15 protein-coding genes and 3 pseudogenes are annotated in these 22,797 nt (G+C 67.1%); 10 read left to right on the top strand and 8 right to left on the bottom strand.

Annotation, left to right across the window (positions count from 1 at the left end; all coding sequences use genetic code 11):
- Positions 1–161: 161 nt before the first annotated feature.
- The gene (locus tag ACN27G_RS15295; RefSeq protein ID WP_421493472.1) at positions 162–1,154 is read left to right on the top strand and encodes an AfsR/SARP family transcriptional regulator; all 993 of its coding nucleotides are present in this window, start codon (positions 162–164) and stop codon (positions 1,152–1,154) included.
- Positions 1,155–2,122: 968 nt separating this feature from the next.
- Here the strand turns inward: ACN27G_RS15295 and ACN27G_RS15290 are convergent.
- Together ACN27G_RS15290 and ACN27G_RS15285 are read right to left on the bottom strand one after the other, a co-directional pair.
- Positions 2,123–3,478 carry an acetylhydrolase gene (locus ACN27G_RS15290; RefSeq protein ID WP_421493471.1) on the bottom strand — a complete coding sequence of 452 codons (1,356 nt, stop codon included), beginning with the start codon at positions 3,476–3,478 and terminating at the stop codon, positions 2,123–2,125.
- Positions 3,478–4,173 (bottom strand): TetR/AcrR family transcriptional regulator, encoded by a 696-nt coding sequence (locus ACN27G_RS15285; protein ID WP_421493470.1) that lies wholly within the window; start codon positions 4,171–4,173, stop codon positions 3,478–3,480. The genes ACN27G_RS15290 and ACN27G_RS15285 overlap by 1 nt, the downstream gene beginning before the upstream one ends.
- A 197-nt stretch (positions 4,174–4,370) precedes the next feature.
- Between ACN27G_RS15285 and ACN27G_RS15280 the strand changes: the two are divergent.
- Positions 4,371–4,799: pseudogene (locus ACN27G_RS15280) on the top strand (helix-turn-helix domain-containing protein); the annotation flags it as partial.
- Positions 4,800–4,960: 161 nt separating this feature from the next.
- Here ACN27G_RS15280 and ACN27G_RS15275 read toward each other — a convergent pair.
- Positions 4,961–5,260, bottom strand: a complete 300-nt coding sequence (locus tag ACN27G_RS15275; RefSeq protein WP_421493469.1) for a hypothetical protein — start codon at positions 5,258–5,260, stop codon at positions 4,961–4,963.
- A gap of 404 nt (positions 5,261–5,664) precedes the next feature.
- Here ACN27G_RS15275 and ACN27G_RS15270 point away from each other — a divergent pair, with 404 nt between their 5' ends.
- Positions 5,665–6,276: a TetR/AcrR family transcriptional regulator gene (locus tag ACN27G_RS15270; RefSeq protein WP_421493468.1), complete on the top strand. Its 612-nt coding sequence runs from the start codon at positions 5,665–5,667 to the stop codon at positions 6,274–6,276.
- 214 nt (positions 6,277–6,490) lie between these two features.
- Positions 6,491–7,249: an SDR family NAD(P)-dependent oxidoreductase gene (locus tag ACN27G_RS15265; RefSeq protein ID WP_421493467.1), complete on the top strand. Its 759-nt coding sequence runs from the start codon at positions 6,491–6,493 to the stop codon at positions 7,247–7,249.
- Positions 7,250–8,386: 1,137 nt separating this feature from the next.
- Here the strand turns inward: ACN27G_RS15265 and ACN27G_RS15260 are convergent.
- Together ACN27G_RS15260 and ACN27G_RS15255 are read right to left on the bottom strand one after the other, a co-directional pair.
- Positions 8,387–8,542 (bottom strand): hypothetical protein, encoded by a 156-nt coding sequence (locus tag ACN27G_RS15260; RefSeq protein ID WP_421493466.1) that lies wholly within the window; start codon positions 8,540–8,542, stop codon positions 8,387–8,389.
- Positions 8,543–8,600: 58 nt separating this feature from the next.
- Positions 8,601–8,777, bottom strand: a complete 177-nt coding sequence (locus tag ACN27G_RS15255) for a hypothetical protein (protein ID WP_421493465.1) — start codon at positions 8,775–8,777, stop codon at positions 8,601–8,603.
- A 280-nt stretch (positions 8,778–9,057) separates the two neighbouring features.
- On the opposite strand from ACN27G_RS15255, the gene ACN27G_RS15250 reads away from it, so the two are divergent.
- From ACN27G_RS15250 to ACN27G_RS15230, 5 genes and pseudogenes are all read left to right on the top strand, one after another.
- Positions 9,058–10,404: a protein kinase domain-containing protein gene (locus ACN27G_RS15250; protein ID WP_421493464.1), complete on the top strand. Its 1,347-nt coding sequence runs from the start codon at positions 9,058–9,060 to the stop codon at positions 10,402–10,404.
- A 431-nt stretch (positions 10,405–10,835) separates the two neighbouring features.
- A pseudogene (locus ACN27G_RS15245) lies at positions 10,836–12,476 on the top strand (AAA domain-containing protein); the annotation flags it as partial.
- 208 nt (positions 12,477–12,684) lie between these two features.
- A complete protein-coding gene (locus ACN27G_RS15240) occupies positions 12,685–13,317 on the top strand; it encodes an AAA domain-containing protein (RefSeq protein ID WP_421493463.1) in 633 nt (210 codons plus the stop codon).
- 48 nt (positions 13,318–13,365) lie between these two features.
- Complete coding sequence (locus tag ACN27G_RS15235) at positions 13,366–14,529, top strand: hypothetical protein (RefSeq protein WP_421493462.1); 1,164 nt, start codon at positions 13,366–13,368, stop codon at positions 14,527–14,529.
- A gap of 267 nt (positions 14,530–14,796) precedes the next feature.
- On the top strand, positions 14,797–16,152 hold the full coding sequence (locus tag ACN27G_RS15230; RefSeq protein WP_421491116.1) for an IS4 family transposase: 1,356 nt from the start codon (positions 14,797–14,799) through the stop codon (positions 16,150–16,152).
- 36 nt (positions 16,153–16,188) lie between these two features.
- Here the strand turns inward: ACN27G_RS15230 and ACN27G_RS15225 are convergent, their stop codons facing one another.
- Both ACN27G_RS15225 and ACN27G_RS15220 read right to left on the bottom strand, forming a co-directional pair.
- A complete protein-coding gene (locus tag ACN27G_RS15225) occupies positions 16,189–17,682 on the bottom strand; it encodes a type ISP restriction/modification enzyme (protein ID WP_421493461.1) in 1,494 nt (497 codons plus the stop codon).
- Positions 17,683–17,775: 93 nt separating this feature from the next.
- Positions 17,776–19,146 (bottom strand): IS110 family transposase, encoded by a 1,371-nt coding sequence (locus ACN27G_RS15220; protein WP_421490773.1) that lies wholly within the window; start codon positions 19,144–19,146, stop codon positions 17,776–17,778.
- A gap of 177 nt (positions 19,147–19,323) precedes the next feature.
- On the opposite strand from ACN27G_RS15220, the pseudogene ACN27G_RS15215 reads away from it, so the two are divergent.
- Positions 19,324–20,558 (top strand): annotated as a pseudogene (locus tag ACN27G_RS15215) (IS3 family transposase).
- A gap of 52 nt (positions 20,559–20,610) precedes the next feature.
- On the opposite strand, the gene ACN27G_RS15210 reads toward ACN27G_RS15215, so the two are convergent.
- Complete coding sequence (locus ACN27G_RS15210) at positions 20,611–22,707, bottom strand: N-6 DNA methylase (RefSeq protein WP_421493460.1); 2,097 nt, start codon at positions 22,705–22,707, stop codon at positions 20,611–20,613.
- Positions 22,708–22,797: the final 90 nt, after the last annotated feature.

The following is a 22,797-nucleotide window of genomic DNA, read 5'->3' as shown; positions in this document are numbered from 1 at the left end:
ATCGCGTTCAGAGGATGCGGGAGCGTGCCGGGCAGGAATACGGGCGCCACATCGGACACGAGTGCGGACGGTGCAGGTCAGCACCCTTGAAATCAGTTCTCGAAGGGACAGCCGGGGGCGGTGGTGACACACTTCCATCAAGCGACGCGGTGGGAGACGACATGGATCTTCGGGTACTCGGCGAAGTGCAGATCCAGACCGAGGCGAAGAGCATCAGTCTCGAGCGCTCCGCGGAGCGCTGCGTCCTGGCCACGCTCGCGTTCAGCCCCGGCCGGCCGGTTCGGACAGCCACCCTCGTCGACAACGTGTGGGGCGACCGGCAGCCGACGAAAGCGGACCAGACGATCGCCACCTATGTCCGTGCTGTCCGCCGCGCGATCGAGGACGCGGGTGGCGACCGTGACTGGCTCGTGAACCGCCGTCCCCGCGCCTACGAGCTACGTATCACACCAGAGGCCGTCGACTACCACCGGTTCACCGTCCTGGCCTCCGCCGGGCGGGCGAAAGCCCATGGCGGAGACGCCCAGGGCGCTGTTCTCACCTACCAGCAGGCACTGAGCCTCTGGCACGGCGAACCCCTCGCCAACATCGACGGCGACTGGGCCGACCAGCGTCGGCATGACCTACGCCAGGCACACCTCGAGACCCTCTGTGCGCTCTTCGAACAGCAGTTGAAGATTGGTGACCACCAGGCCGTGGCGTCCAACGCCGTCCGCCTGGTCAACGACGTCGTGCCCACCGACCGGCTGATAGCGCTCGCCGTCCAAGGTCTAGCCGACTGCGGGCAGACCTCAATGATCCCAGGATTCGTGAACCGGGCCGCCGACCGAATGTGGAACACCGTCCAGGTCCGCCCGGGGCCCGACGTCAACGCGCTCGTACGACGGCTGGTCACTCGAGCTTCCGCAACCGAATCCCAGGCCGACCGCTCAGACTGTCGCCTACCGTCCGTGGCAGAGCCTGACACGCACAGACCCAGGACGGACGACGAGGCAGAGGGCAACCCTGACTCATCGCGAATAATCCTCATGCGACAGCTGTCGAAGGGTTCCGTTCGTGACGAGCGGACCTTGCACAGCAACGTCACGATGACGGCGACGTCCAACGGGAATGTCTACCAGACCGCCGGCGACCAATACATTAACGAAACGTAGCTTCCTGGACACGTAGCGTCGCTGGCGAATCGAAGGGCCGCCTTCGGGGTGGCATGGAGCACTGGGTGACAATGAGTTGGCCCTGCGTCATAAGAGGCGGCGGCACCGACGGATCCAGGAGCCTATCCGCACGTCAGCGGCAGTTTGCGTGGTCCGCACTCCGGCCCGGGCGACCTCGTGTCGGAACCCCCGGTGGGATCCGTAGTGGGGCCGGCTCGCGGCAGTTGTTCAAGTCCGTCCTCAATGCTAAATTCCTGCGGACGCGTTCCGCGTGAACCGATGGCGGTACCGAGCGGGAAGAGTAGTGTCCTGTGACCGAAGTTTTCTGTCCCTGGCGAAGTCTGTGGGCCTGTCTAGGGAACTGAACGACACTTCCTGCGTTGTTGTACGGCAGATGGTGAGCGGGATACTACTCGTGATTTCAAGAACGGCATCGCGGGCAGAAGTACTCAAGTGGCGCGTCTTTACCACTTGCACAGGAATTCGTCGCCGAATGGCGCTGAAAGGAGCATCAAGGATGGTCTTCGGACCAGGGTCGAGGCGCTGGGCGGCCACCTGCATCGTTGCATTAACCTTCTTCGCCCCCGTGGCCGCACCAGCTATTGCTGGCCTGGTCTGCCGTGTTCACTGGGAACGCTGTATCCAGTGATGGTGGTGTTGCGGTCTTTTTCCGCCCCCGCCTGCCGTGAGCGGTTCCGGGATGTGGGTTCAAGTTCACAGCCGGTGCGGCGCGCAGGGGTGGCAGTCGCGGCGAAGCCTCAGGGTTGGCCGGTCCGACCGCGACCGGCCAACCCTGGCGTCGGAGCATGATGGCGTCGAGTCAAGCATGATCAACCATGCCACTTCGCAAGCACGGCACCATGGGCCGTGAATCGCCAACCGTCAACGCTCGGGCCGTGGCGACGCTCATCTGCGCGCGGGGACCTCCGCGCGGGCCGGTACGCCCGACCAGCATCTGGCTATGTGACCTACGGTGAGGCTCCTTCTGTGGCCCGAATGGTCTGGTCCAGGAACCGCCGGATCTGTTCGTTCTTCCAAGCGGTGATCTGGGCCCCGGAGCCGCTGCCCAGCTGTCCCAACCACCTCAGGAGCGGCAGCACGACCGAGGCGTCGTGGAAGTCCAAGTGCTTCGCACCGAATGCCGTGACCTCATGGAAGGTGGCCTGCGCGGCCTGCCGGGCGATGTCGTTGCCGCCCGAGTTCAGTTCACTGTAGATCATCAGGTAAGGGCTGGTGAGCGGTTCCTGGAGTAGCTCACCGTAGAGCTCACCGTCGATGTTCACCACTGCGGCGCACCGCTCGTCGGCCTTGCTGAGCTCGCTGGCGACGGCTCCGCCCAGGGAGAGTCCGATGGCGGCGACCTGGTCCGGCGCCGGCCTGCCGGTGGGGTAGCCCGGAATGGCGGCGAGGACGGCCGGGAGCCGGTCGAGCACATGACGGGCGTCCGCCGCCCGCCGGGCGACGATGGTCGCCGTGGCGGCGCTCAGCTGGAAGAGCTCATGTGCCAGGCGGGCACGCTCGGCTCGGGTGAGTTCACCCAGCAGATCCCGGTTGATCTCCTGCACCCGGGCTGCCGCAGCCGGGTCAGCGTCCTTGTTGACCTCCGCCAGTTCCGTCCGCTGGTCGATGTGCCGGGTGCTCACCACCACATAGCCGTGGCTGGCCAGTGACTCCATCAGCAGCGAGTTCTCGGCGCTGATGGAGATGAGCGCGTGGTGGTACAGGACCACCGGACCAGGAACGGCGACCCGGCTGAAGCGGGCGTCGCGGACTGCGTGGGTCCGGACCTGTCGCAGGTAGCCGGTGAGAAGTCGCAGCCCGACAGGGATTCCGGGCGCCTCGCGGAGCTCGGACCAGAGCGCCTCGCCCTCGCGGTGCGACCGGACCTGGTCCACCTCCGCCGGGTACCACACCTTGATGAACAGCCTCCTGCGCGGGGTGGTCGAGACTGCCGTGGTGTGGCGCTCCTCCATTGTGGTGATCGTGCCGACGCCGAAGGGTCCGTCGGGGCGCGGCAGGCTCGGGACGGGAAGGCCGGTTGTCAGCCCGCCGGCCAGGGCCAACAGCATCAACGTGACCACACCGCCGGCGATGCGCGCGCTGCTGGGAAGGTCCACGGCGAGCCCGACCGACAGCCAGGTGACCGCGAGATAGGCCGGCACCATCTGCCAGCGGGCGTGGTTGGTCGCCAGCCGGACGACGCTGAGGACGGCTGCGACGGCGACCGCCACCAGCGCCGTCGGGCCCGCCGTGGTGTCGGCGAGGCTCAACACCGCCGCAAGCGAGGCCACGGCCAGAACGGTTCGTTCGAGCATGGCCGGCATCAGCTTGCTGCCTGTTCCCGCGGGCCCGAGGTCCGCGTGACGCCGAGGTAGCCGCACACGAAGTCGGCGAGTTCCTCGGCGAACTCGTCGCCTTCGGTCGGAATGTCCCAACCGGACATTCCTTCCGGATGGAGTAGGCGTCCCAGGAACATCAGGTTGAAGAAGTAGGTGACCATGCTGGCCGCCCGGGTCAGGTCGGGATGGCGGATCTCCTCGGCGTGGTCGCGCAACAGGGAGAGGAAGCCGCCCACGGCGCCCTCCTCCTGGGTCCGCCAGTGCTCGTCGAGCAGGTCGGGGTGCAGGCGGGACTGGAGGTAGGCGGGCCGCATGATGTAGCGCAGGTCGTCAAACTGGCGCCAGGCCGCGCGGCCGACCAGGACCAGCGCTTCGCGCAGCGACGAGGAGCCTGCACGGCCGGAGGCCCCGTCGGCGAGATCGCTCCACCACTGCGTCACCCGGCGCAGGTACAGCGCGATGAGGATGGCGACCGCGGCGTTCCGGTTGTCGAAGCGCTGGTAGATCGACGCGACGGAGACCCCCGCCCGGTTGGCGATCTCCGCGACGCTGATCGCCCCGAAGTCCTTCTCGCGCAGCAACTCGTCCAACGCGGTGATCAGCTTGTCGCGGGTCTCGCGGGAACGCCGTTGGGAGGCGGGCTTGGTTCCCGGTGTCGCGGCCTCGGCAGAACTAAACATGACTCATGTTTACATTATCTCTCCGGCCACGCGCAACCAGGCAGCCTCGATGGCCCCAGCCACAACGCGGTGAAGCCGCGCCGGCACGGAGACCCGGCGCGTTGTCCATGAACGTTTGCCGGGTCGGTGAGACGCCGGGTGGCGTGCGTCCGGACGAGGTGGTGAGGGCTCACTCCCGACGTCGGTGAGGTAGGCCGTTGAGAGCGTCGGTGTCCGGGACACCTGTCACGTCGATCGCTCGGTTGGTCGCCGCGCACGAGGACACGGTCCGCGACGTGATCCACCTGTTCAACGAGATCGGGCTACGCGCGCTGGAACGTGGAAGGGATCCTCGGATCCGGACTACGACGCCAACTCGAGCGGATCGAAGAGGTGACCAGGCGGTTTCCGCGGCGGTGTTCCGCCTTCGACCCGTTCGGGCCGCTGTCGATCCGCCCGCACCACGGTGCTGGGTGGGCGCCGCGATCGCCTCCGGACCGGCTGCCCGCAACCTACGGGCGTACGCACGGCATCCGCTGCTTCCACGGCTGCTACAGGTTCGCCGACGACCAGCTCTGGGGCGTGATGCGCCGCCGCAAAGGCGACCGCACCCTGTCCCCGCTGAATCGATCCGGGCCGCACGCCCCGCCGAGGACGGCGGCACCCGTACCCTCATGCTCGCCGGACCGCTGCGCTGCGGCGTCTGCCGGCGCCGTATGGAGGCACATCGGGTGCACGACCGACCGGGCTACCGCTGCCGCCACGGCAACAGCAGCGCCCGCAGCGCGGACGCCGCCCGACCCATGGGTCATGTGCGTAGCGCCGTATCGGCAGCGCGGACCTGATGTAGCAGCGGCTGGCCCGTGACGAAGCGGCCGACCTCGGTGACGAGCAGCTTGACGTCGGCCAGTAGCGCTGGTCGCGTGCTGACCTGCTCGACCGTCGCGTCCGGGCCGGTCCAGTGGACCAGGTGGGCACGTTCCTCCGGTCCGTATACGTCGTCGACCAGGTCGCGGGGCATGACCAGCAGGGCCGACGGACGGTGCGCCGCGTTGCCGAGCACCGGTGACGAGACTCGGGGTGATGGGGACAACGCAAGCTCGTTCATGATCGGCCACGCTGAGTGGGAAACGACCCGGAAGTACCGACGCGAGTCGTCGCCGACGTGCCGGCACCACGGTTTGGTACGCCGTCGTATGTGCGGCGGCGCACCAAACCTCGTGCTGTGCGCAGAAACAGCCAGCGATCGAGTCGAGCGCGACGGGGCAGCGGCTCACCCAACCGCGGTGGCCGCGCTGCCGGCAACGCTGCTACCCGCCAGCTGTGTCGCCGCTCTACCGAGCCGCCCGCGATCGACGATCTCCGCGGTGGTCCAGTCGGCTGCAGGCTTACACCTAGATGATCGAGCTGACTTCCCACCGTTGCGGACTCGGAGGGGACGTGCGCCACACTCCTTGACCGACTGGTCAGATCCTGTGCTAGCGTTCGGTGCGGAAGGGAGAGGTGATCCAGATGTCAGCAGGGACGCATACCCGGCAGAAGCTTGTCGCGACGGCCTTGGAGCTGCTCTGGAGGAACAGCTACGGGTCGGTCAGTGTGGACGACATCTGCAAGGCGGCTGACGTACGGAAAGGAAGCTTCTACCATTTTTTTCCTTCCAAGGTCGATCTGACGCTGGCGGCGATGGATGAGGAAATCCGACGCTCGGACGAGGCTTATGGCCAGGTGTTCACGGCTGACACTTCGCCGGCGCGGCGGTTCGAGAACCTTACGGCGACGCTGCTGGAGCAGCAGGCCCATGCGGCTGAAACGTTCGGCCGAGTTTGCGGCTGCCCGGTCACCTCACTCGCTTCCGAACTGGCCGGCCAGAGCGAGTTCTACGCCCAGAAGTTCGAGGAGTTGGTCCACACCCGGGCCCGATACTTCGAGACGGCGATCAGTGACATGGTGATCGAGGGTACGATACCTCGTGATACCGACGTTAAGGCTATGGCTCGGGAGATTCACGACGTGATCCTGAGCGCCATGGTCTTGGCCCGCATCCAAAACGACCTCGCGCCGCTGGGCGCGGATCTGCGAGTACGGCTCAATCACGCCTTGGGAATCAACTTGACAACGGTCTGAGCCGACATGAATTTTTTTTGACAACGAACTTGACCGACCGGTCAACTAGCAAGGAATTCAAGCGGAGATCGAAGGCAACTCGGCGGAATTGTCCGGCGGCGCGAACGGTATTGGCCTGACTCTGAGGCCGCTATTCGTCTTCGAAGAGGCTTTCCCTTACATCACAGGTTGCGGCTGCGGTTGAACAGCGCTTACTACAACGGAGAGGCTGAGAATGACCGTGCGTACGGAAAAGAAGAATGTCCTGGTCACGGGAGCGGGATCACGGGGTGGAATCGGCGCCGCGATCGGGCATGCGTTCGCGCGCGACGGGGCCACGGTTCTGATCACGGGCCGGCACCAAGAGCGTGGTGACGAGGTCGTCGCCGACATCCGCGCGGCGGGCGGTGAGGCCCGGTTCATCCTCGCCGACCTCAGCGAGTTGGAGGACGTCGACCGGATCATCAAGGAGGCTGGCGAGGTCGACGTCCTCGTCAACAATGCGGCGAGCTACCGCGACAGCATCAGGCCGAGCCTGGATCAGACCATCGCCGAGAACGCTGACTCCTGGAACGTCAACATTCGGGCAGCATTCGCCTTGACGACGGGCTTTGCACGCGGGATGGCCGCCCGCGGCGGTGGTGTAGTCATCAATATCAGCAGCATGGCCGGAGCACGCCACATGCCTTACATGTCCACCTACGGCGCACAGAAGGCTGCGATCGACTCCTACACCAGATCGTGGGCCGCCGAGTGGGGTCCCGCGAACGTCCGGGTAAACGGTATCGCGCCGGGCAACGTGTCGAGCGACAACGTCGTCGAGTTCATCGGTGCCGACAGATTCCAGAAGATGGCAGAAATCAGTCCGCTCGGCCGTCTCGGCACCCCGGAGGAGATCGCCGACGTTGTTGTTTTCGTCGCGAGCGACCGAGCCAGTTTCCTGACCGGACAGACCATTCTCGTGGATGGCGGCCATATGGCGAAGGCCATGTGACACCTCGTATCAAGAGGTCAGTCTCGATCCGCACCAGAAGACAGAGGCGACTGGCGCCGGTCATGACCTTTGTGGCCGAAGGTGTGCGGGCCGGATGAACTGAGGGCGGGTTCCTTGGCATACGATATGTACGGTCATTAAGAACACTTCTTAATGCCAAGGAACCCGTCGTAGATCGCCGTAATGCGCAACGACAGAAATCACCGGGCTCAGGCGGGGTGGATGGCGAAGTCCCAGAATCCGTCGGTGTACGGGTAGGCGGACCGGCAGGGTTCGCAGGTGGCGGCGGCCGAGGCCAGTCGAACCAGCCGCTGCACGCGAGGCAGCACATTCGCGCCGTCAAGGAGTCGGTCATCGCGTCCTGGGAGACGGCGCGGCCAGCCGCGGAGCGACCGACCCGGCCACTGCCGCGCAGCCCGGTGTGTTCGGCGATCGCCTCCGCCCGCGGCGCCGGACACCCCGGAAAGAGTCGAACGATCTCCTCGGCCATCCGGGCCACCAACGCCACATCCTGGTCGGCTCGGCGTTCCCGGTCCCGCTCGCGGCGACGTAGCCGCGCGGCCTCGTCACCCAGGCACTGCCGCTCGGCGCTGTCCAGCCCGGCCGGCTCCACCAACAGCCCTGGCCGGTCGTACCGCTTCCGGGCACGGTTGAATCGCAACACCACGGCGGACAGCGTGCTGGCCTTCCTCGCTCGCCGGGTCATCGCCGCGTCCCTGGCCGGCAGGAAGACCAGATGATCCATGTCCGCGCAGGTCAGACAGAGGGTCGTCGCGTCCTCGGAGACGAGCAGTTCGCCCGTCTCCCCGCACTCGGCGCAGGTCCACGGGGTGAGCGCCGAGTGAACCACCAGGTCGGGCGGCGCGCTCTGCCGCTGCACCAGCCGCGCCCGGGCGGTCTGGGAAAGCGTGCCGGAAATCCAGTGTGTCCGGTATGCCCGCTCGATTTGCGGATCGTCGTCGGCGGTGAAGCGCAGCTGGCGGCGATCGCGGGTGGCGGCGAGGTAGTCGACCTCGTCCGACTGTAGTCCTTCGCCCCGGGCCCAGCGACCGAAGATCTCCAACGCCTCCAACAGCCGCGACGGCGGCACCGCCGCACTCCGCTCCAACTCCGGAACACGGCCCCGGCGCCACCGGTTCACCACGTCCCCGGAAGCCAACCGAGCGCGCTGAGCAGGATGAGCGGCGAACCATGTCGATGGCGGGCCAACGCGGCCTGCGCGGCGGTGATGACACGCCGCTCCAGCTTCGAGCCGGTCGGCTGCCCGTCAAGCGGGGACGGGGGAGAAGACATGACTTCGCGAGGATAGCTAGCCGACGGACGGGGCGCAGCGCCCTGGGGTCGCCGGGCGTCACAGTGCACGGCCCGTACGGACGGCACCGTGGTCAACCGCCGCCGGCGGTCCACCGGCGCCACTACCGACGTGTTCCGCCCTACAGCAGACCTCGGTCTTTCGGCTCCGGTAGGCGAAGGCGGAGACGATGTAGCAGTCGCCGGCAACGATCTTGCCGGCGGTGGTGCTGGTCATTGCTGGAACGCTGTACGTTAGCGGACAGCGTGAATGCGACGGTGACGATTCCGGATATCCCGAAGAGGGTGACGGAAGACCGGTAGAGCCTTCTGCGGGTGTTCACCTTGCCGTCGACACCGGTCATTTGGGATGCTCGCTGCCGTACGGATCGACACCTGGGTGATGGCAGGGACGTGATGACGCGGTGACACGTGCGGCGTCGGGGGAGCCGCCGATCCACTTCTACGCACATCAGGCGCGAGCGGGTGAGGCCGGTGCCCGTGAGGATTTCGAGCAGATGATCGCGCTCTTGGTCGAGGCGGTACGCGGCGACGCCCGGCTTGTCTTCGCCAACGGTGGCGACTGGGGCATCGACGCATTGGTGGGCGACCTCAACGGTCAGGTCATGATCTGGCAGGCGAAGTACTTTCCGCACGGGGTGACGAACAGGCACCGGGGGCAGATTGAAGGCTCGTTCGCCTCGGCGGTGCGTAATGCGTCCCAGCACGGTTACCGAGTTCAGGAGTGGGTGCTCTGCGTCCCGTCTAGCCTCGACCCCCAAATGACCCAGTGGTGGGACAGCTGGCGGCAGACACAGGCGCGGCTCACCGGCGTACGGCTGGTCCTGTGGGACGAGACGGGCTTGCGTAGTCAATTGATGCGGCCAGCCGCGCGGTATGTCCGGCGCGCCTACTACCACCCCTACCAGGACGCTGGCGACCAGGACTCCGACCATCCAAAGAGCTCGGAGTCAGTCACGGTCCCATCCGCGCTGCCACGCCAACCCTCCGACCACGCCGGGACCCCGTGGGGTGGTGGTGACGAACGCCGGATCGGCGCGCACCGCTACCTGTTGTACGCGGACTCGGTTGAGCAGGTAAGCCTCGACCATTCGTGGAGTTGGCGGGAGGCGACCGCCGACCGCGTCCAACACGATCCACTTCGAGTCCGGCTCCGCCAACTCCACCTCGTCCGGGACACGTCGACGGCGCAGCGGCGCCGCGACGAGGTACGCGCGCAGGGCCACCTGTTGCGCAAACTCGGCGGTACGGGCGGGCTGCCGTCGCTCGACGATCTCACCGAGGAGGCCGCCGCCACCACACTGGTCACGGTGCTGCCTACCGGGCCTAGCTGGCGGCAGGCGTTCGGCCCCACCGATACGCCGCTGGCCCGATTTGCCGCCGCTGGGGTGCTTGGCGCGGCGGCCGAAGTCTGCGCCACGTTAGCGCTGTTGCACGGAGAAGGGGCGAGTCACCGGGCGCTCGGTCCCGACAGCATCGTGCTCACCGGACGTACCCGGCGCGCGGCGCTGGTCGACGGCGGTCTGGCCGCCCTCACGCCGCAGCCGGGTGAGGGGGTTCCCGGTTACCGTGCCCCGGAGCAGCATCGGGGCGGCGGATCCGCGACCCCGGTCGACGTCTACCAGGTGGCGGCGCTGGTCTATCACACGACGACCGGTCATCCGCCGTCGCCGTACGCGACGCCACCGATCCGGGCCAGCCTGTCCGAGTGGCCCGAACACCTCGACGACCTGCTGCTGCGCTGCCTTGACCCGGACCCGTCCCGCCGTCCCGTCGGGCCACGCGCGCTCGCCGTCGCGTTCCGCGAGGGACGTCGACAGCTCTCCCAGAGAGGTACCCGTTGAGTATCGCGCCCCTGCTCCTGCCCGGCCCGGTCGCGGTCGTACCGTCCGGCAAGGCCATCGACCAACTCGCACAGGGCGGTCTGCGTGATCCGTCCGCGCTGATCAACGAGTTCGGCAGCCTGGCCTCGTTCAACGCGCTGCCGGCGCGGGTCGAGCCGGACCGGTCCAGGCTGGTCGTCTACGGCAAACGTTGGGCGGCCTGGCTCTATCCCAGCGACCACGGTGACGCGTACCGACTCGGACACGTCTCACCGCTTTCCTTCAAGGACCAGGAACGGCTACTCAAGGCGGCGCTGGTGCTCGGCGGTACGGCCGGCTGGTGGGCCTATCACCACGTCCGTGACGTTCCGCAGCGGTTGTCGTCACACTGGCCCCTGCTTTGCCAAGCCTGGGCGAATCTGGGCGTTACACGTTCGGAGGCGACGCCGACGATGCCGGCGCACCACATCGCGTACCTCGACCTGCTCACCGATGTCGTCGAGGCGACCCGGGACATCGAGATCGCCCGACAACGCCAGGCGCCGGCCCTGCCGTACCGCAGGCTCGACAGCACCCGTGAGGAGCGGCACTCCGCCCGTGGCGTCTACACCTTCCAACTGCTCCGCAACGCCACGGTGGGCAGAGGCGCGCAGGTCTTCCTGACCGACCAACCTGACCTGCGCGGGCGGGTGCTACGGGTCGAGGACCAAGAGGTGACTGTGCGGTTCGACAGCACGGTGGACTACGCCCGGATACCTAAGCAGGGTGCGTTGCAGGTGCTGCCCAGCGACCGCGTCTACCGCGCGCAACTTGACGCGGTGGAGGTTCTTCGGGAACGGCGTGCCGCCCAGCCCCACCTGCTCACCCAGTTGGTCGACCACCGTGTGGCGCCGTACCGGCCGGACACTGGCGCCCAGCCGCGCGAAACGCTCGACTCGGCGCAGTTGCACGCCTTCCGCGCTGCCCTGACCGTGCCCGATCTCCTGTTGGTGCTCGGCCCGCCCGGTACCGGAAAGACCCGTACCATCACCGAGATCGCCGCCGCCAGCGCCCAACGTGGACAGCGGGTGCTGGTCACCTCGCACACCAACCGCGCAGTGGACAACGTGCTCGAACGACTACCGCCGGACGTCCGGGCGGTCCGGGTCGGCAACGAGGATGCGATGACCGCGCACGCGCGCGGGTTCATGGTGGAGACGCAGGTCGACGCCCTTCGGCTGGAGATCCTGGCCGCGACCGAGGGTATGGCGTCCCGGCTGGCTTCCTTCGTCGGTGTCGAGGACCAGGCTGGGCGGTGGCTGGAGTACCTGGCCGCCCGGCTCGCTGAGGCCCGGCTCGCGGACGGGGACGTCCAGGCCCGCGCGGCCGAGTTGGCAGCCGCGGTCGATCGGGCCGCCGCACCGGTCGCTGTACAGCTCGCCGCCGCCGACCAGGGGGTACGGGAATCACGCGCGAGTCTGGCGCCGCTCGCAGAGAAACACCGCAACCACGAGGTGCGCGCCGAGGTGGCGCGGCGGCGGGCCGCCTCGGGGATGCTGGCGTTCTTCTTCCGTTGGCTCGCCGACCGCCGGGAACGGCGTCTCGCCGCGAGCTTTCAGCAGCTCAGCGCAGCACAGACGGCGATGCGACTGGCCGAGGAGTCGCACGGTGCTGTTCGTGCCCGAGCCGACGCTCTGATCGCGGCCGACCCGGCGGTCAGAGCGGTCACCAGCGCTCGCGACAGTGCTTGCCAGGTCCGCGAGAAGGCGCTGGGCGAGGCCGCGCGGGCGGTGGAGAAGACGCGCGAGGTGCTGCACCCGGCGGTCGCCGTGCCGGTCGGGGTGCCGGGCGACCTGGCCGGCTGGACACGGCTGGAGCAGGAGCTGACCTCGGCGGCGACCCTGGCCCGCCTCCGGGCCGGGCTGCTTACTCAATGGCGTGACCAGGTGGCTGTCGCCGAGCAGGATTTGCATCGAGAGCTGGTGCGGTACGCCGATGTGGTGGCCGCCACCTGTATCGGTACCGCCACCACCGCCCTCCTGGCCGAGCTGGAATTCGATGTGGCGATCGTCGATGAGGCCGGGCAGATCTCCACGCCGAATTTGTTGGTGCCGTTGGTTCGGGCACGCCGAGCGGTGTTGGTCGGCGATCACAATCAGCTGCCGCCCTTCCTCGACGACGAGGTACGCGACTGGGCCGACAACCAGGCCACCGATGTGCCTCCCGCAGTCGCGACACTGATCGGTGACGTGCTGCGACGCAGCGCCTTCGAAAGGCTCTATCCCAGCTTGGGCGACACCAACCGGGTTATGTTGCGAGTGCATGCCGGCGGAGCTGGCCCAGTTCGTGTCGGCCGCCTTCTATCGGGGACTACTGGAGACCGAGCATCCCGGAGGTCCACCGGATCCGGTGTTCCGAGCGCCGCTGGCCATGATCGACACCTCGGACCAGCCGGCGACGCGGCGGAGGGAGCAACCCGATCGCACGGCGGATGGGTTGGGGCGGCCCGGCTACGTGAACGAGTTGGAGGCCAGGTTGATCGTCCAGCTTTTGGGCCGGTACGCCACTCGGTACGCCGACTGGGCGGTCATCGTCCCGTACCGGGCACAGGCCGAGTTGATCACCCAGCTGCTTAGTAAGGAACTAGGTGATACCGAGGTGGTCGACAACGTGGGCACCGTCGATTCGTTTCAGGGCGGTGAGCGGGACCTGATCGTCTACGGGTTCACCCGCAGCAACCACCGGGGCGAGATCGGGTTCCTCAGCGAACTCCGACGCCTCAACGTGGCGATCACCCGGCCCCGGCGTCAGCTGGTTCTGGTGGGTGACACGGCGACATTGCGTACCGCGCGCGATCCGAGTTTCGCCGCGTTGATCCAATCGTTGACCGACCATCTCGACGCGGTGGGCGACCGCCGGCCCTCCCTGGAAATTGAGTCGGTGCTCGGTGCCTGACAGAACGGCGTCTGCAGTGCTGATCAGCCCGGAGAGCAGGTTGTTGCCATGACCCGGATCATCTATCCCGCCCGGCGGGCCATCGAGCACGCGGTCACCGTGCCGGGTGTGCGTCCGTCGCGGCTCTTCCCGGTGCTGTGGCCGCTGTGGCAGGTGGAGACGACCGCGCAGGTCTACGACGAGCAGCCGTACGAGGTGCTGGATCGCTTCTTGGTGCGGGGCATTCTGGAGGCTGGGTTGACCCGATCGGTGGACTTGGCCGCGTTCTACGGCCTGCCGCACTCGCTGGTGGAGCGCTGCCTGGCGTTTCTGACCCTCATCGGACACGTCCGCCAAGCCGAGGGGTTGGTCACGCTTACCCCGCTCGGGGAAGGTTCCGCCCGAGTCGGCATCCGCTACGTGCCGAAGGAAAGCCGCCAGCAGCTTCTCGTCGAACGCTTCACCGCCCGGCCACTTCCACGCAGCCACTACCAGGGTTCGCTGACTTTGCTTCCCACCCCGGACGTGCCGGCCGAGCAGGTCAGCGACGGATCGCGCTTCGCTCCGCTCTTCTCTCCCTCGGCCTTCCGGCCGGAGATCGTCACACAGCTTGGGGAGCGTCCCGATCGATTCGACTTCAATCTGCCCAAGCAACTGCGGGATCTGCGCGTGCTCGGGGACCAGGACGCCTACCTGCCGGCGTACCTCATCGAAAGCGCCGATGGCCGGTTGCTGGCGTACAGCGGGGTGGCCGGGGAACGAGACACCTTTCTGGAGTCCGTGTGCGATCGGATCCCAATGATCAAGCAACTGATCGCCACCGAGCCGTCGCAGGATCCGCGAGAGATCTGGACCAGTTGGCTCGCCGACGGCAAACGAAAGGGCACTCTGCGGTACCTCCCCAGCGGCGTCTGGCGGGCAACGCTCGTCGCGGACAGCTTTGGTGGCACCCCAAAGCTGCCGCTCAACCGAATCGGGTCGTACCAGTTGCGCAAGCGGCACTTCATACAAGTCTGGACCGACGATACGAAACTACGGCGGCAAGCCGCCATGCAACGGGCTTTGGCCATGACGCAACTCCGCGAGGTCCGTACCCGAGCCGACCTCACCAACCGGATGAGGACAGTGGCCGAACAACTTGAGGTGACCGTACCCACTTTCGACGAATTACGCCGGTACGCGAAGAGAGAACAGTTGCACGCGTACCTCCTCCACTTCGACGCACTGGAGTAGCGGCGCTTCCTGGTTGGCGGCGCGGTACCTGGACGTCGGCATCTTTCACGGCCTGTCGCGAGCTGAGCCTCCCCGAGCAGTCCGTAATGTCACACCGTCGCCTTCGGTCGGGAGCGCTGACGGCCGGGCAGGGATGTCTAGAACCAACGTCGTTCAGTTAGGCGTGGGTGGGGCTGGTCAAGGGGTGTGTTGATCAGGGAATGAGAGGCGGGGTTCCGGTATCAAGGTTTGTCACTCCAAGACAACCCGAACCAGGAACCCCGCTCGGTGGATCAGATTGCCATAACACGGACGGTCACGGTAGCTGCCGGACCGTTCGCGGCGGGTCATCTCGGTGAGTTGACCCGCCTCGTGCCGTTCGAGATGGTCGATGATGTGCTGGCCACGACCCGGCGTACGCAGCGACGGGTCCGCCTGTTGCCGGCCCGGGTCGTGGTGTATCTGCTGCTGGCCGGTTGTCTGTTCGCCGATTGCGGCTACCGGCAGGTGTGGGCGAAACTCGTCGCCGGCCTGCGCGGGCTACCGGTACCGGACCCCAGCGGCAGCGCGTTACGCCAAGCCCGGCAACGACTCGGCCCGGCCCCGTTGCGGGCCTTGTTCGACCTGCTACGAGGGCCTGCGGCCACCGGCGCCGTCGCCACCGTGTGGTGGCGGGGCCTGCTGCCGGTCGTCATCGACGGCACCATGATCACTGTCGCGGACTCGCCGGCCAACCTGCACCGCTACGTCAAACACCGGTGCAACAACGGCGGCTCCGGCTACCCGACACTGCGGCTGAGCGCCCTGCTGACCTGCGGCACTCGTACGGTCATCGACGCCGTGTTCGACCCGAGCACCACCGGCGAGACAGCCCAAGCCGAGCGACTCGCCCGCAGCCTACGCGCCGGGATGCTGCTACTGGCCGACCGCAACTACTGCGCCGCCGACCTGATCACCGCCTTCACCGCGACCGGAGCGAACCTGCTGATCCGCTGCAAGACCGGCCGCAGACTCCCGCTGATCCACCGCTACCGCGACGGATCCTGGCTATCAGTCATCGGCGGCCGACACGTCCGCGTGATCGAGGCCCGAATCAGCATCACCACCACCACCGGCAGCCACATCGGTGACTACCGGCTCATCACCACCCTGCTCGACCCGTCCCGCTACCCCGCCGCCGACCTCGTCACCCTCTACCACCAGCGATGGGAGATCGAGACCGCCTACCTGGAACTCAAATCCACCATCCTCGGCGGCCGGGTCCTACGCGCCCGCACCCCCGACGGCGTCGACCAGGAGATCCACGCCCTGCTGATCGTCTACCAACTGCTACGCACCGCCATGGTCGACGCCACCGACAGCCAGCCCGGCCTCGACCCGGACCGGGCCAGTTTCACCACCGCCCTCAACGCCGCCCGCGACCAAGTCGTCCACGCCGCCGGCGTCATCGCCGACACCGTCATCGACCTGGTCGGCGCCATCGGCGAACGTGTCCTGGCCAACCTGCTGCCCGAACGCCGCATCCGCACCAAGAGCCGCATGATCAAACGCTCGAACTCCAAGTACCAAGCCCGCGGACCGAACATCGATCGCCGCACCTACAAGGCCACCACCAGCATCGATGTCATCACCAACGACCCTTGACCAACCAACCACTGCCCTAACTGAACGGCGTTGCATCTAGAACAGGCGCGGCGTTGTCTCGTCGCCGGTGACCCCTAGCTTGTTCGGCCGGTTCGGAGGTAGCACCTCGGCGTCCGTGAGTCCGGCTGTGGAGATCAGCGGACCGGCGCAAACGCGATCCAGGAGAGCGGCCTGCTGTGGCTCGAGTGCGACGCACTGCTCCAGGACAGCCAGGATCTCAAGCAGCTCATCGGTGAACGCGCTGCTCCAGCTCAGCGGCGTTTCCTCGTCGAGGACCGAAGACCTGCGTCGGTGGCGCTGGTGGGCGCATCGGTAGTTGAACCAGTGGCGCACAGTACGCATGCCGCCCACGTCGTACTCCCAGACGTCCGGGTGAACCGGGGCAATCTTTCCCTCGCCCACCAGCAGAACCCGGTGATCCGCGTCGTAACTGATCGTTTGCGGCAGTTCACCTGGTCGATCTGGTATCTCCGCAACCACCCGTGGGCCTGCGGCCTCGACGAAGTCCGAAAATCTCGGCCGCGTCGCGGGATCGGGCGTGCTGTTGCCGAAGGTGTGGAGCCACAGGACCTCTTTGCCAATGTGCACCGCTTCCGTCCAGAGTTCCGGATCAGCCGTGAGGGGCACTCGCACGCCCGGGTGCTGGAGCTGGCGGGCGAACCGTCGGGTGTAGTCGCGATGCCCGACGGTAGCGGCAACGTAGGCCATGACGTCAGCCGGAGCGACCGACTGCCTGAGGGCCGCTCCCAGGAAAGCGCAGAGGCCGGGCGTAACGTTGGGTCGGTGGGTTGACGCGTCGCAGTAGAGCGGGAAGACCCGTCCGCTCCGCCCATTGTAGTGGTGGAGGTCGGGGATCAGGTGTGTGAAGGCGACGCCTGGGCCACTCTCGATCGATTGGCTGTTCTGCTCAGTCATGAATATCTGCTGGGGTGAGCGAACCGCCCACAGCGGCGGCCTTGGCATGACGAGCAGTCGACTGTCCGGGAGCAGCCACTGACGGTCAAAGGCTCGATACGCGACCCGGATCGGTGCTGCCGGCGCCCCTGTCTCGGTCGCGAGGGTGCCCTCTACCGGAGGGAAGCCGGGCAAGGGCCGGACAACGCTGTCAATCGTGCGATCGCGGGACTCCGGCAACATCTGCCGACGCGCCCCCTCCACACTGCGTGTGAACGTGGCCCAGCGTCGCTGGAGCGTCTCCTGATCGGGTGCGTACACCCAGGTCCGTCCGGCGGTGACGCCACGGGACGACTCGGGGAACAAGTCCTTGAGGCTCGGATAACTATCCCACTCGGTGTCGGAGCCGGCGAGGAACGGTGCACGCCACTCCGGACGGCAACTCGCCCATTCCGGAGCAGCAAGCCGCAGCGAGGTCAGCCGGGCCAGCTTGTCTGAGACGAAACTCGAACCTTGAGCACGTGCGCGGCAGCGTCCCGGCGGAGCCGGGACATGATGGTTTCCGAGCATGGTGAGGTGCTTGCCGTGGGTGGCCGGGGTGCGGCAAGCTGGGTCGTTGGTGGGGAGAGCGACCACGTTGTCGGCCCTTGTGGTCTGACCTTTTGCCGGAGAACGGCCTTGTCGGCGCTCTTCCCACCGCTTGTGTGCGGGTGCTGCTGGTAGGCCGTTTCAGGCGGCGGCCTCGCCGTCGTGGTGGCTGCCGAGGCTGTCGTCGTCGTACGGGCCGTTGTCGTGGTCGACGAGGACGATCTTCTTGCCGGACAGGGCCTCGAGTTGGGCGATCAGTCGGCGGGTGTGGGTCTCGGGGTTGACGCGGCGGGTGTAGTAGTCGTGGCCGAGATCGGTGTAGGGCTTTCCAGTGGCCAGCACGGTCCAGATGACCTTGATGAGGGTGTGCGCGACGGCGAATCCGGCCTTCTTGGCGGCGGTCTTGTTCGCCTTGCCACCGAAGCGGCGGTGCAGCCGGTGAAACCGGGCCCCGAGCCGGGTCCGCGTGCGGGAGGCGGACAGGGCAGCCTCGATGAGGATCGACTGGACGTGCGTGTTGCCTTTGCGGTGCCGGGCCCGGTGGCGCCGGCCGGCGGACTCGTTGTTGCCCGGGGCGAGCCCGGCCCACGCGGCCAGATGCTTCGCGGACGGGAACCGGCTCATGTCCACGCCGATCTCGCTGACGATCACCGCCGCGACCCGGTCGCTGATCCCGGGGATGCTGGTCAGCAGCCGGATCTGCGCGGCGAACGGGGCGAGCAGCCCGGCGGGTTCGGTCGCCGCCCGGCGGCTGGTGCCCGGGGCCCCGGGGTGGCCGATCTTCTCTTTGACCTGGTCGATCATCTGGTCGAGGTGGTCGAGCCGGGCTAGGTGGAACCCGATCATCTGCCCGTGATGGGCGGTGAACCGGCCGGCCAACGCCAGCCGCAGGTCCTCGGTCTTGTTCCGCAACACCCCACGCGCCAACCCGGCGAGGACCTGCGGGTCACGCTCGCCGGCAACGAGGGCGTCCAGCATCGCCCGGCCGGACACGCCGAACGTATCGGAGGCGACCACGTCCAGCTTGATCCCGGCCGCCTCCAGGACCTTGAGCAGCCGCTGCTTCTCCCGGGAGCGTTCCTCGGTCAGCTTCGTCTGATACCGGGTCAGGTCCCGGATCTCGCGGATGTCGTCCGGCGGCAGGAAACTGCCCCGTAGCAGGCCGACCTCCAACAGCCGGGCCAGCCATTGCGCGTCCTTGACATCGGTCTTGCGGCCCGGGACCGCTTTGACGTGCGCCGCGTTGACCACGTCGATCGTCAGGTCCGGCCCGCCGGCTTCCCGTAACGCGGCGTACACCGGCCACCAGTACGCGCCAGTCGACTCCATCGCCGCCCGGGTCACCCCGCACTCGGCCAGCCACGCTCCCATCGCCAGCAAATCCGCGTAAAACGTGCGGAACGTGCGGGTCTTCTCCCGCCGCAGCGCCGGCCGCCGCGGATCCGGGGTCCGCACCGTCACTGTGACCTGCTTCTTATGCACATCGATCCCCGCGACATGCGTGTACAACACGTCCAAACGACACGCCTCCGTCCCGATCACCAGCCAGGGGCGATGTCGCTCGCAGAGCCCGTCATAGACTCATGACACTGAGACACGTGCACAGGGGGCAACAACCTGGGGTACCAGGGACGGACTGTCCCGCACCGGGTTTGATGGAGACATCGAAACCTGGGAGGAACTCCAGCGATGCCCGCACCGAAGAAGTACAACGATGAGCTGCGTGAGCGTGCGACCCGGTTGGCGGTCGAGGCCCGTCGGGATCCCGCCAGTGCGGTAGGGGCGATCCGGCGGATCGCCGGCCAGCTCGGGGTGCATCCCGAGGCGTTGCGTGGGTGGGTGAAGAAGGCCGAGACCGACGCCGGTGACCGTCCGGGCGTCACCAGCAGCGACGCGGAACGCCTGGCCGCGTTGGAGCGGGAGAATCGTGAGCTGCGGCGGGCGAACCAGATCCTGCGCTCCGCGGCGTCTTTCTTCGCGGCCGAGTTGGACCGGCCGTCGCGATGAAGGTCGCGTTCGTCGACTCGCAGAAGGTCGAACACGGTGTCCAGCCGGTCCTGCGGGCGCTGCAAGGCACGCCAGCCGAGATCGCACCGTCGACCTACTACGCCGCCAGGACCCGCCCCGCCTCGGCCCGATCGAGGCGCGATGAGGAGTTGACCGCGCTGATCGAGCAGATTCACGCGGTCAACTACGGCGTCTACGGGGCTCGCAAGATCTGGCACGAGCTGCGCCGCCAAGGCGTCGAAGTGGCCCGGTGCACCGTCGAGCGGCTGATGCGCGAATCGGGACTGCGCGGGCTGTTGCGCGACAAGTCACCGCGTACGACCCGGCCCACCGCCGAGACCGGACGCCCTGCTGACCTGGTCAAACGTGACTTCACCGCCGTGCGGCCAAACCAGCTGTGGGTCGCCGACCTGACCTACGTGCGCACCAGCGTGGGCTGGGTGTACGCCGCGTTCGTCCTCGACGTGTACTCGCGCATGATCGTCGGCTGGCAGGTCTCCACCAGCCTCTACACGGATCTGGCGCTCGACGCGTTGAAGATGGCGATCTGGCGCCGCGAACACCAGGGCGCCGACCTGCGCAAACTGGTCCACCACTCGGACCGGGGAGTCCAGTATCGAGCGATTCGCTACAGCCAACGCCTCGCCGAGGCCGGCGCCGTCGCCTCGGTCGGGTCCAAGGGCGACTCCTACGACAACGCGATGGCCGAGGCGTTCAACTCCCTGTACAAGGCCGAACTCGTCCGCAACCGAGGTCCGTGGCGCGGACTCGACGACCTGGAGATGGCCACCGTCGAGTACATCGACTGGTACAACAACCGCCGGCTCCACGGCGAACTCGGACACGCCCCACCCGCCGAACACGAAACGCTACACGCAATGACCCAACCGGTCACCACACCCCTGAAAACCAGCTAACCAACTCTCCACCAAACCCGGGGCTTGACAGACTCCCGCACCATTCTTGCTTTCAGGCACCGCGAGGGCACCAAGCCCAACCGGCGACGGCGAGCGACACCGCCGACCGAGTTTCACCCACCTGTGGGTGGCCCCGCCAGGGGCCATGGTTTTCTTGCTTGGTGCCGGTCAGCGAGATGCGGTGGATGATCGCCGCCCTGTCCGGATCGCTCTTCCCGTAGCGTGCGAACACTGCGATACACAACTGCCGCCCCACTTCAGGGCCGAACACCCGGGTGTCCTGCTGGGGCCGGTTGCCCTCCGGGGACAGGTCGATGATCCAGCCTTCGTCGCAGGTTCGCCGCAGATACTCGCGCATGCCCTCGAAGGACTTGCCCTTGAGGAAGCTCGATGGGGTGACGAAGGCAACGATTCCTTGGGGCTCGGTGGGGTGGGCCTCGAACGCCTTCCAGAGCGCCCAGCGCCAGAAGCACCACGGCAGGCCGTAGAGGTCCGACTCGTACCTGCCGCCACCGGGGACGCGGAACTCGTCGAGTGACGGACGGCCGGATGACGCGCCGGGCAGCAGAGGCACCTTCCGGCGTTCCTCGATCCAGGGAACTCGGCCCCTGCTGTTCTCGACGTGCGGCGGATTGCCGATGACCACCATCACCGGCACGTCCCGCTTGATGCGGTTGGCCTCCTGCCGGGCCCGCTCGATGACGCGGTACGCGGCTCGCAGCCGACCCTGTTGCTTGACCGGGTCCTCCAACGCATCGGTGAGAAAACGAACCTCGGAGGCGGGCAGTTCGGTCTTGAACTGGACCTGCATCGTCTGGTGAAGGCGGAGTTCGGCAACGGCGTAGGGCGCAGCCTGGATCTCGAAGCCGACGAGGCGGTCCTGGAAGAACTCGCGAAGTCGGGGTGCCCTCGCTCCCTTGCCCTGTCTCTCGTCAATGGTGTCCGACACGCATCTCAGCACCTCGACGAGGAACGTTCCGGTGCCCATCGCCGGATCGACCACGACCACGTCGTCAGCTGCGAGGCCCCAGGAGCGGTCGAAGCGGACCGTGAGGATCTCATCGACGAAGTCGACCACGGCAGCGGCAACCGGCTTGGGGGTGTAGTACGAGCCGCTGCGTCGCCGCAGGGCTGGATCGTATGCCGCGAGGAACCGCTCATAGAGATCCGCGTGGACGTCTGTCCGCCCGTCATCGAGCACGTTCCAGTCGATGCAGCTGATCACCCGGCGCAGAGTTTGGATCATGCGCAGTTCGTCGGCAGCTTCGTTGTCCGTAAGTACCGCCAGGGCACGGCCCATCAGTGAGTGCTTCTTGCCGAGCAGGCGGGCGATCTCGTGAAGCGGCGTCTGCTCGAAGGCAATCCCATCCACCCGTGCGAGCAGCAGGGCGAAGGTCACTGTCTGCGCATAGGCGTCGGAGAAGCCGAGGTCGTCGAGGTCGGGAAAGAGCAGGTCGCGCCAGTCAGCCGCGAGCAAGGAGAGTTCCTCGTGGGCTACGTCCCGGGTGGGATCGCCCAGGATGGCGGTGACCTCGTCCCGGAGCAACCGGCAGAGGCCGGCCACCATGTTGATCAGCTGCGTGAGGGTGCGGGGCTGCTCCGGCTCCCACAGCAGAAACTGCTGGATGAGCGCCTCGAACCCGGATCCGTCAGTCCGCAGAGGCCGCCGGATGTCGAACGGATCTCCCTCCAGTCGAACCTCGGGCCCAGCGAGGTCGCCGTAGCTGTATCGGGCCCACGTCACGCCATCCGAGTAGAGGACGTTCGGCAGCGCCTTCAGCTTCTCCCACTGCTCTCGTTCCCGCCTATCCGGCCGGCGCCAGGTCGTCGGCACGCCACGGCCGGGTGCTTTCAGCTCGACATATCCGACCCGAACTCCGCCCACGTCCACTGCGAAGTCCGGTCGGGCGCGGATCTTCTGAAGTCTCACCTCGCCGTACGGGATAGCATCGACACCTATGTGCCGGCCGAGCCGACGCAACAACTGCTCGAGCGGACCGCGCAGCTGATCCTCTTGATCGCCTCCCCGGCCGAGCTTCTCGGCGATCAGCTCACCAAAGATCGCCACGGCATCTGAGACCGGGTCAGGAACGAGGCGCAGCTTCGGAGCCTGGGAATGGGCTTGGCGGCGACGTGCGGGACTGGCCATGGAGCCTCCTGTGGCTGAGACTCTGGTACTACAGAATCCCCGGGCACGACTGCCGACACAACCTGCGACTGGTCGATAGCCACGCGTGCA

It is taken from the genome of Plantactinospora sp. WMMB334, assembly GCF_049179095.1.
Lineage (GTDB): Bacteria > Actinomycetota > Actinomycetes > Mycobacteriales > Micromonosporaceae > Plantactinospora.
Note: the sequence above shows the minus strand (reverse complement) of the source record. Positions and strands in the feature narration are given on the sequence as shown.

Bases quoted from the DNA above. Each gene is read 5' to 3' on its own strand.
- ACN27G_RS15260 (WP_421493466.1), bottom strand. From the start codon at position 8,542: ATGTCTTCTCCCCCGTCCCCGCTTGACGGGCAGCCGACCGGCTCGAAG.
- ACN27G_RS15235 (WP_421493462.1), top strand. From the start codon at position 13,366: ATGACCCGGATCATCTATCCCGCCCGGCGGGCCATCGAGCACGCGGTC.
- ACN27G_RS15270 (WP_421493468.1), top strand. From the start codon at position 5,665: ATGTCAGCAGGGACGCATACCCGGCAGAAGCTTGTCGCGACGGCCTTG.
- ACN27G_RS15210 (WP_421493460.1), bottom strand. From the start codon at position 22,707: ATGGCCAGTCCCGCACGTCGCCGCCAAGCCCATTCCCAGGCTCCGAAG.
- ACN27G_RS15255 (WP_421493465.1), bottom strand. From the start codon at position 8,777: ATGACCAGCACCACCGCCGGCAAGATCGTTGCCGGCGACTGCTACATC.
- ACN27G_RS15285 (WP_421493470.1), bottom strand. From the start codon at position 4,173: ATGTTTAGTTCTGCCGAGGCCGCGACACCGGGAACCAAGCCCGCCTCC.
- ACN27G_RS15265 (WP_421493467.1), top strand. From the start codon at position 6,491: ATGACCGTGCGTACGGAAAAGAAGAATGTCCTGGTCACGGGAGCGGGA.
- ACN27G_RS15290 (WP_421493471.1), bottom strand. From the start codon at position 3,478: ATGCCGGCCATGCTCGAACGAACCGTTCTGGCCGTGGCCTCGCTTGCG.
- ACN27G_RS15295 (WP_421493472.1), top strand. From the start codon at position 162: ATGGATCTTCGGGTACTCGGCGAAGTGCAGATCCAGACCGAGGCGAAG.
- ACN27G_RS15240 (WP_421493463.1), top strand. From the start codon at position 12,685: ATGCCGGCGGAGCTGGCCCAGTTCGTGTCGGCCGCCTTCTATCGGGGA.
- ACN27G_RS15275 (WP_421493469.1), bottom strand. From the start codon at position 5,260: ATGAACGAGCTTGCGTTGTCCCCATCACCCCGAGTCTCGTCACCGGTG.
- ACN27G_RS15250 (WP_421493464.1), top strand. From the start codon at position 9,058: ATGATCGCGCTCTTGGTCGAGGCGGTACGCGGCGACGCCCGGCTTGTC.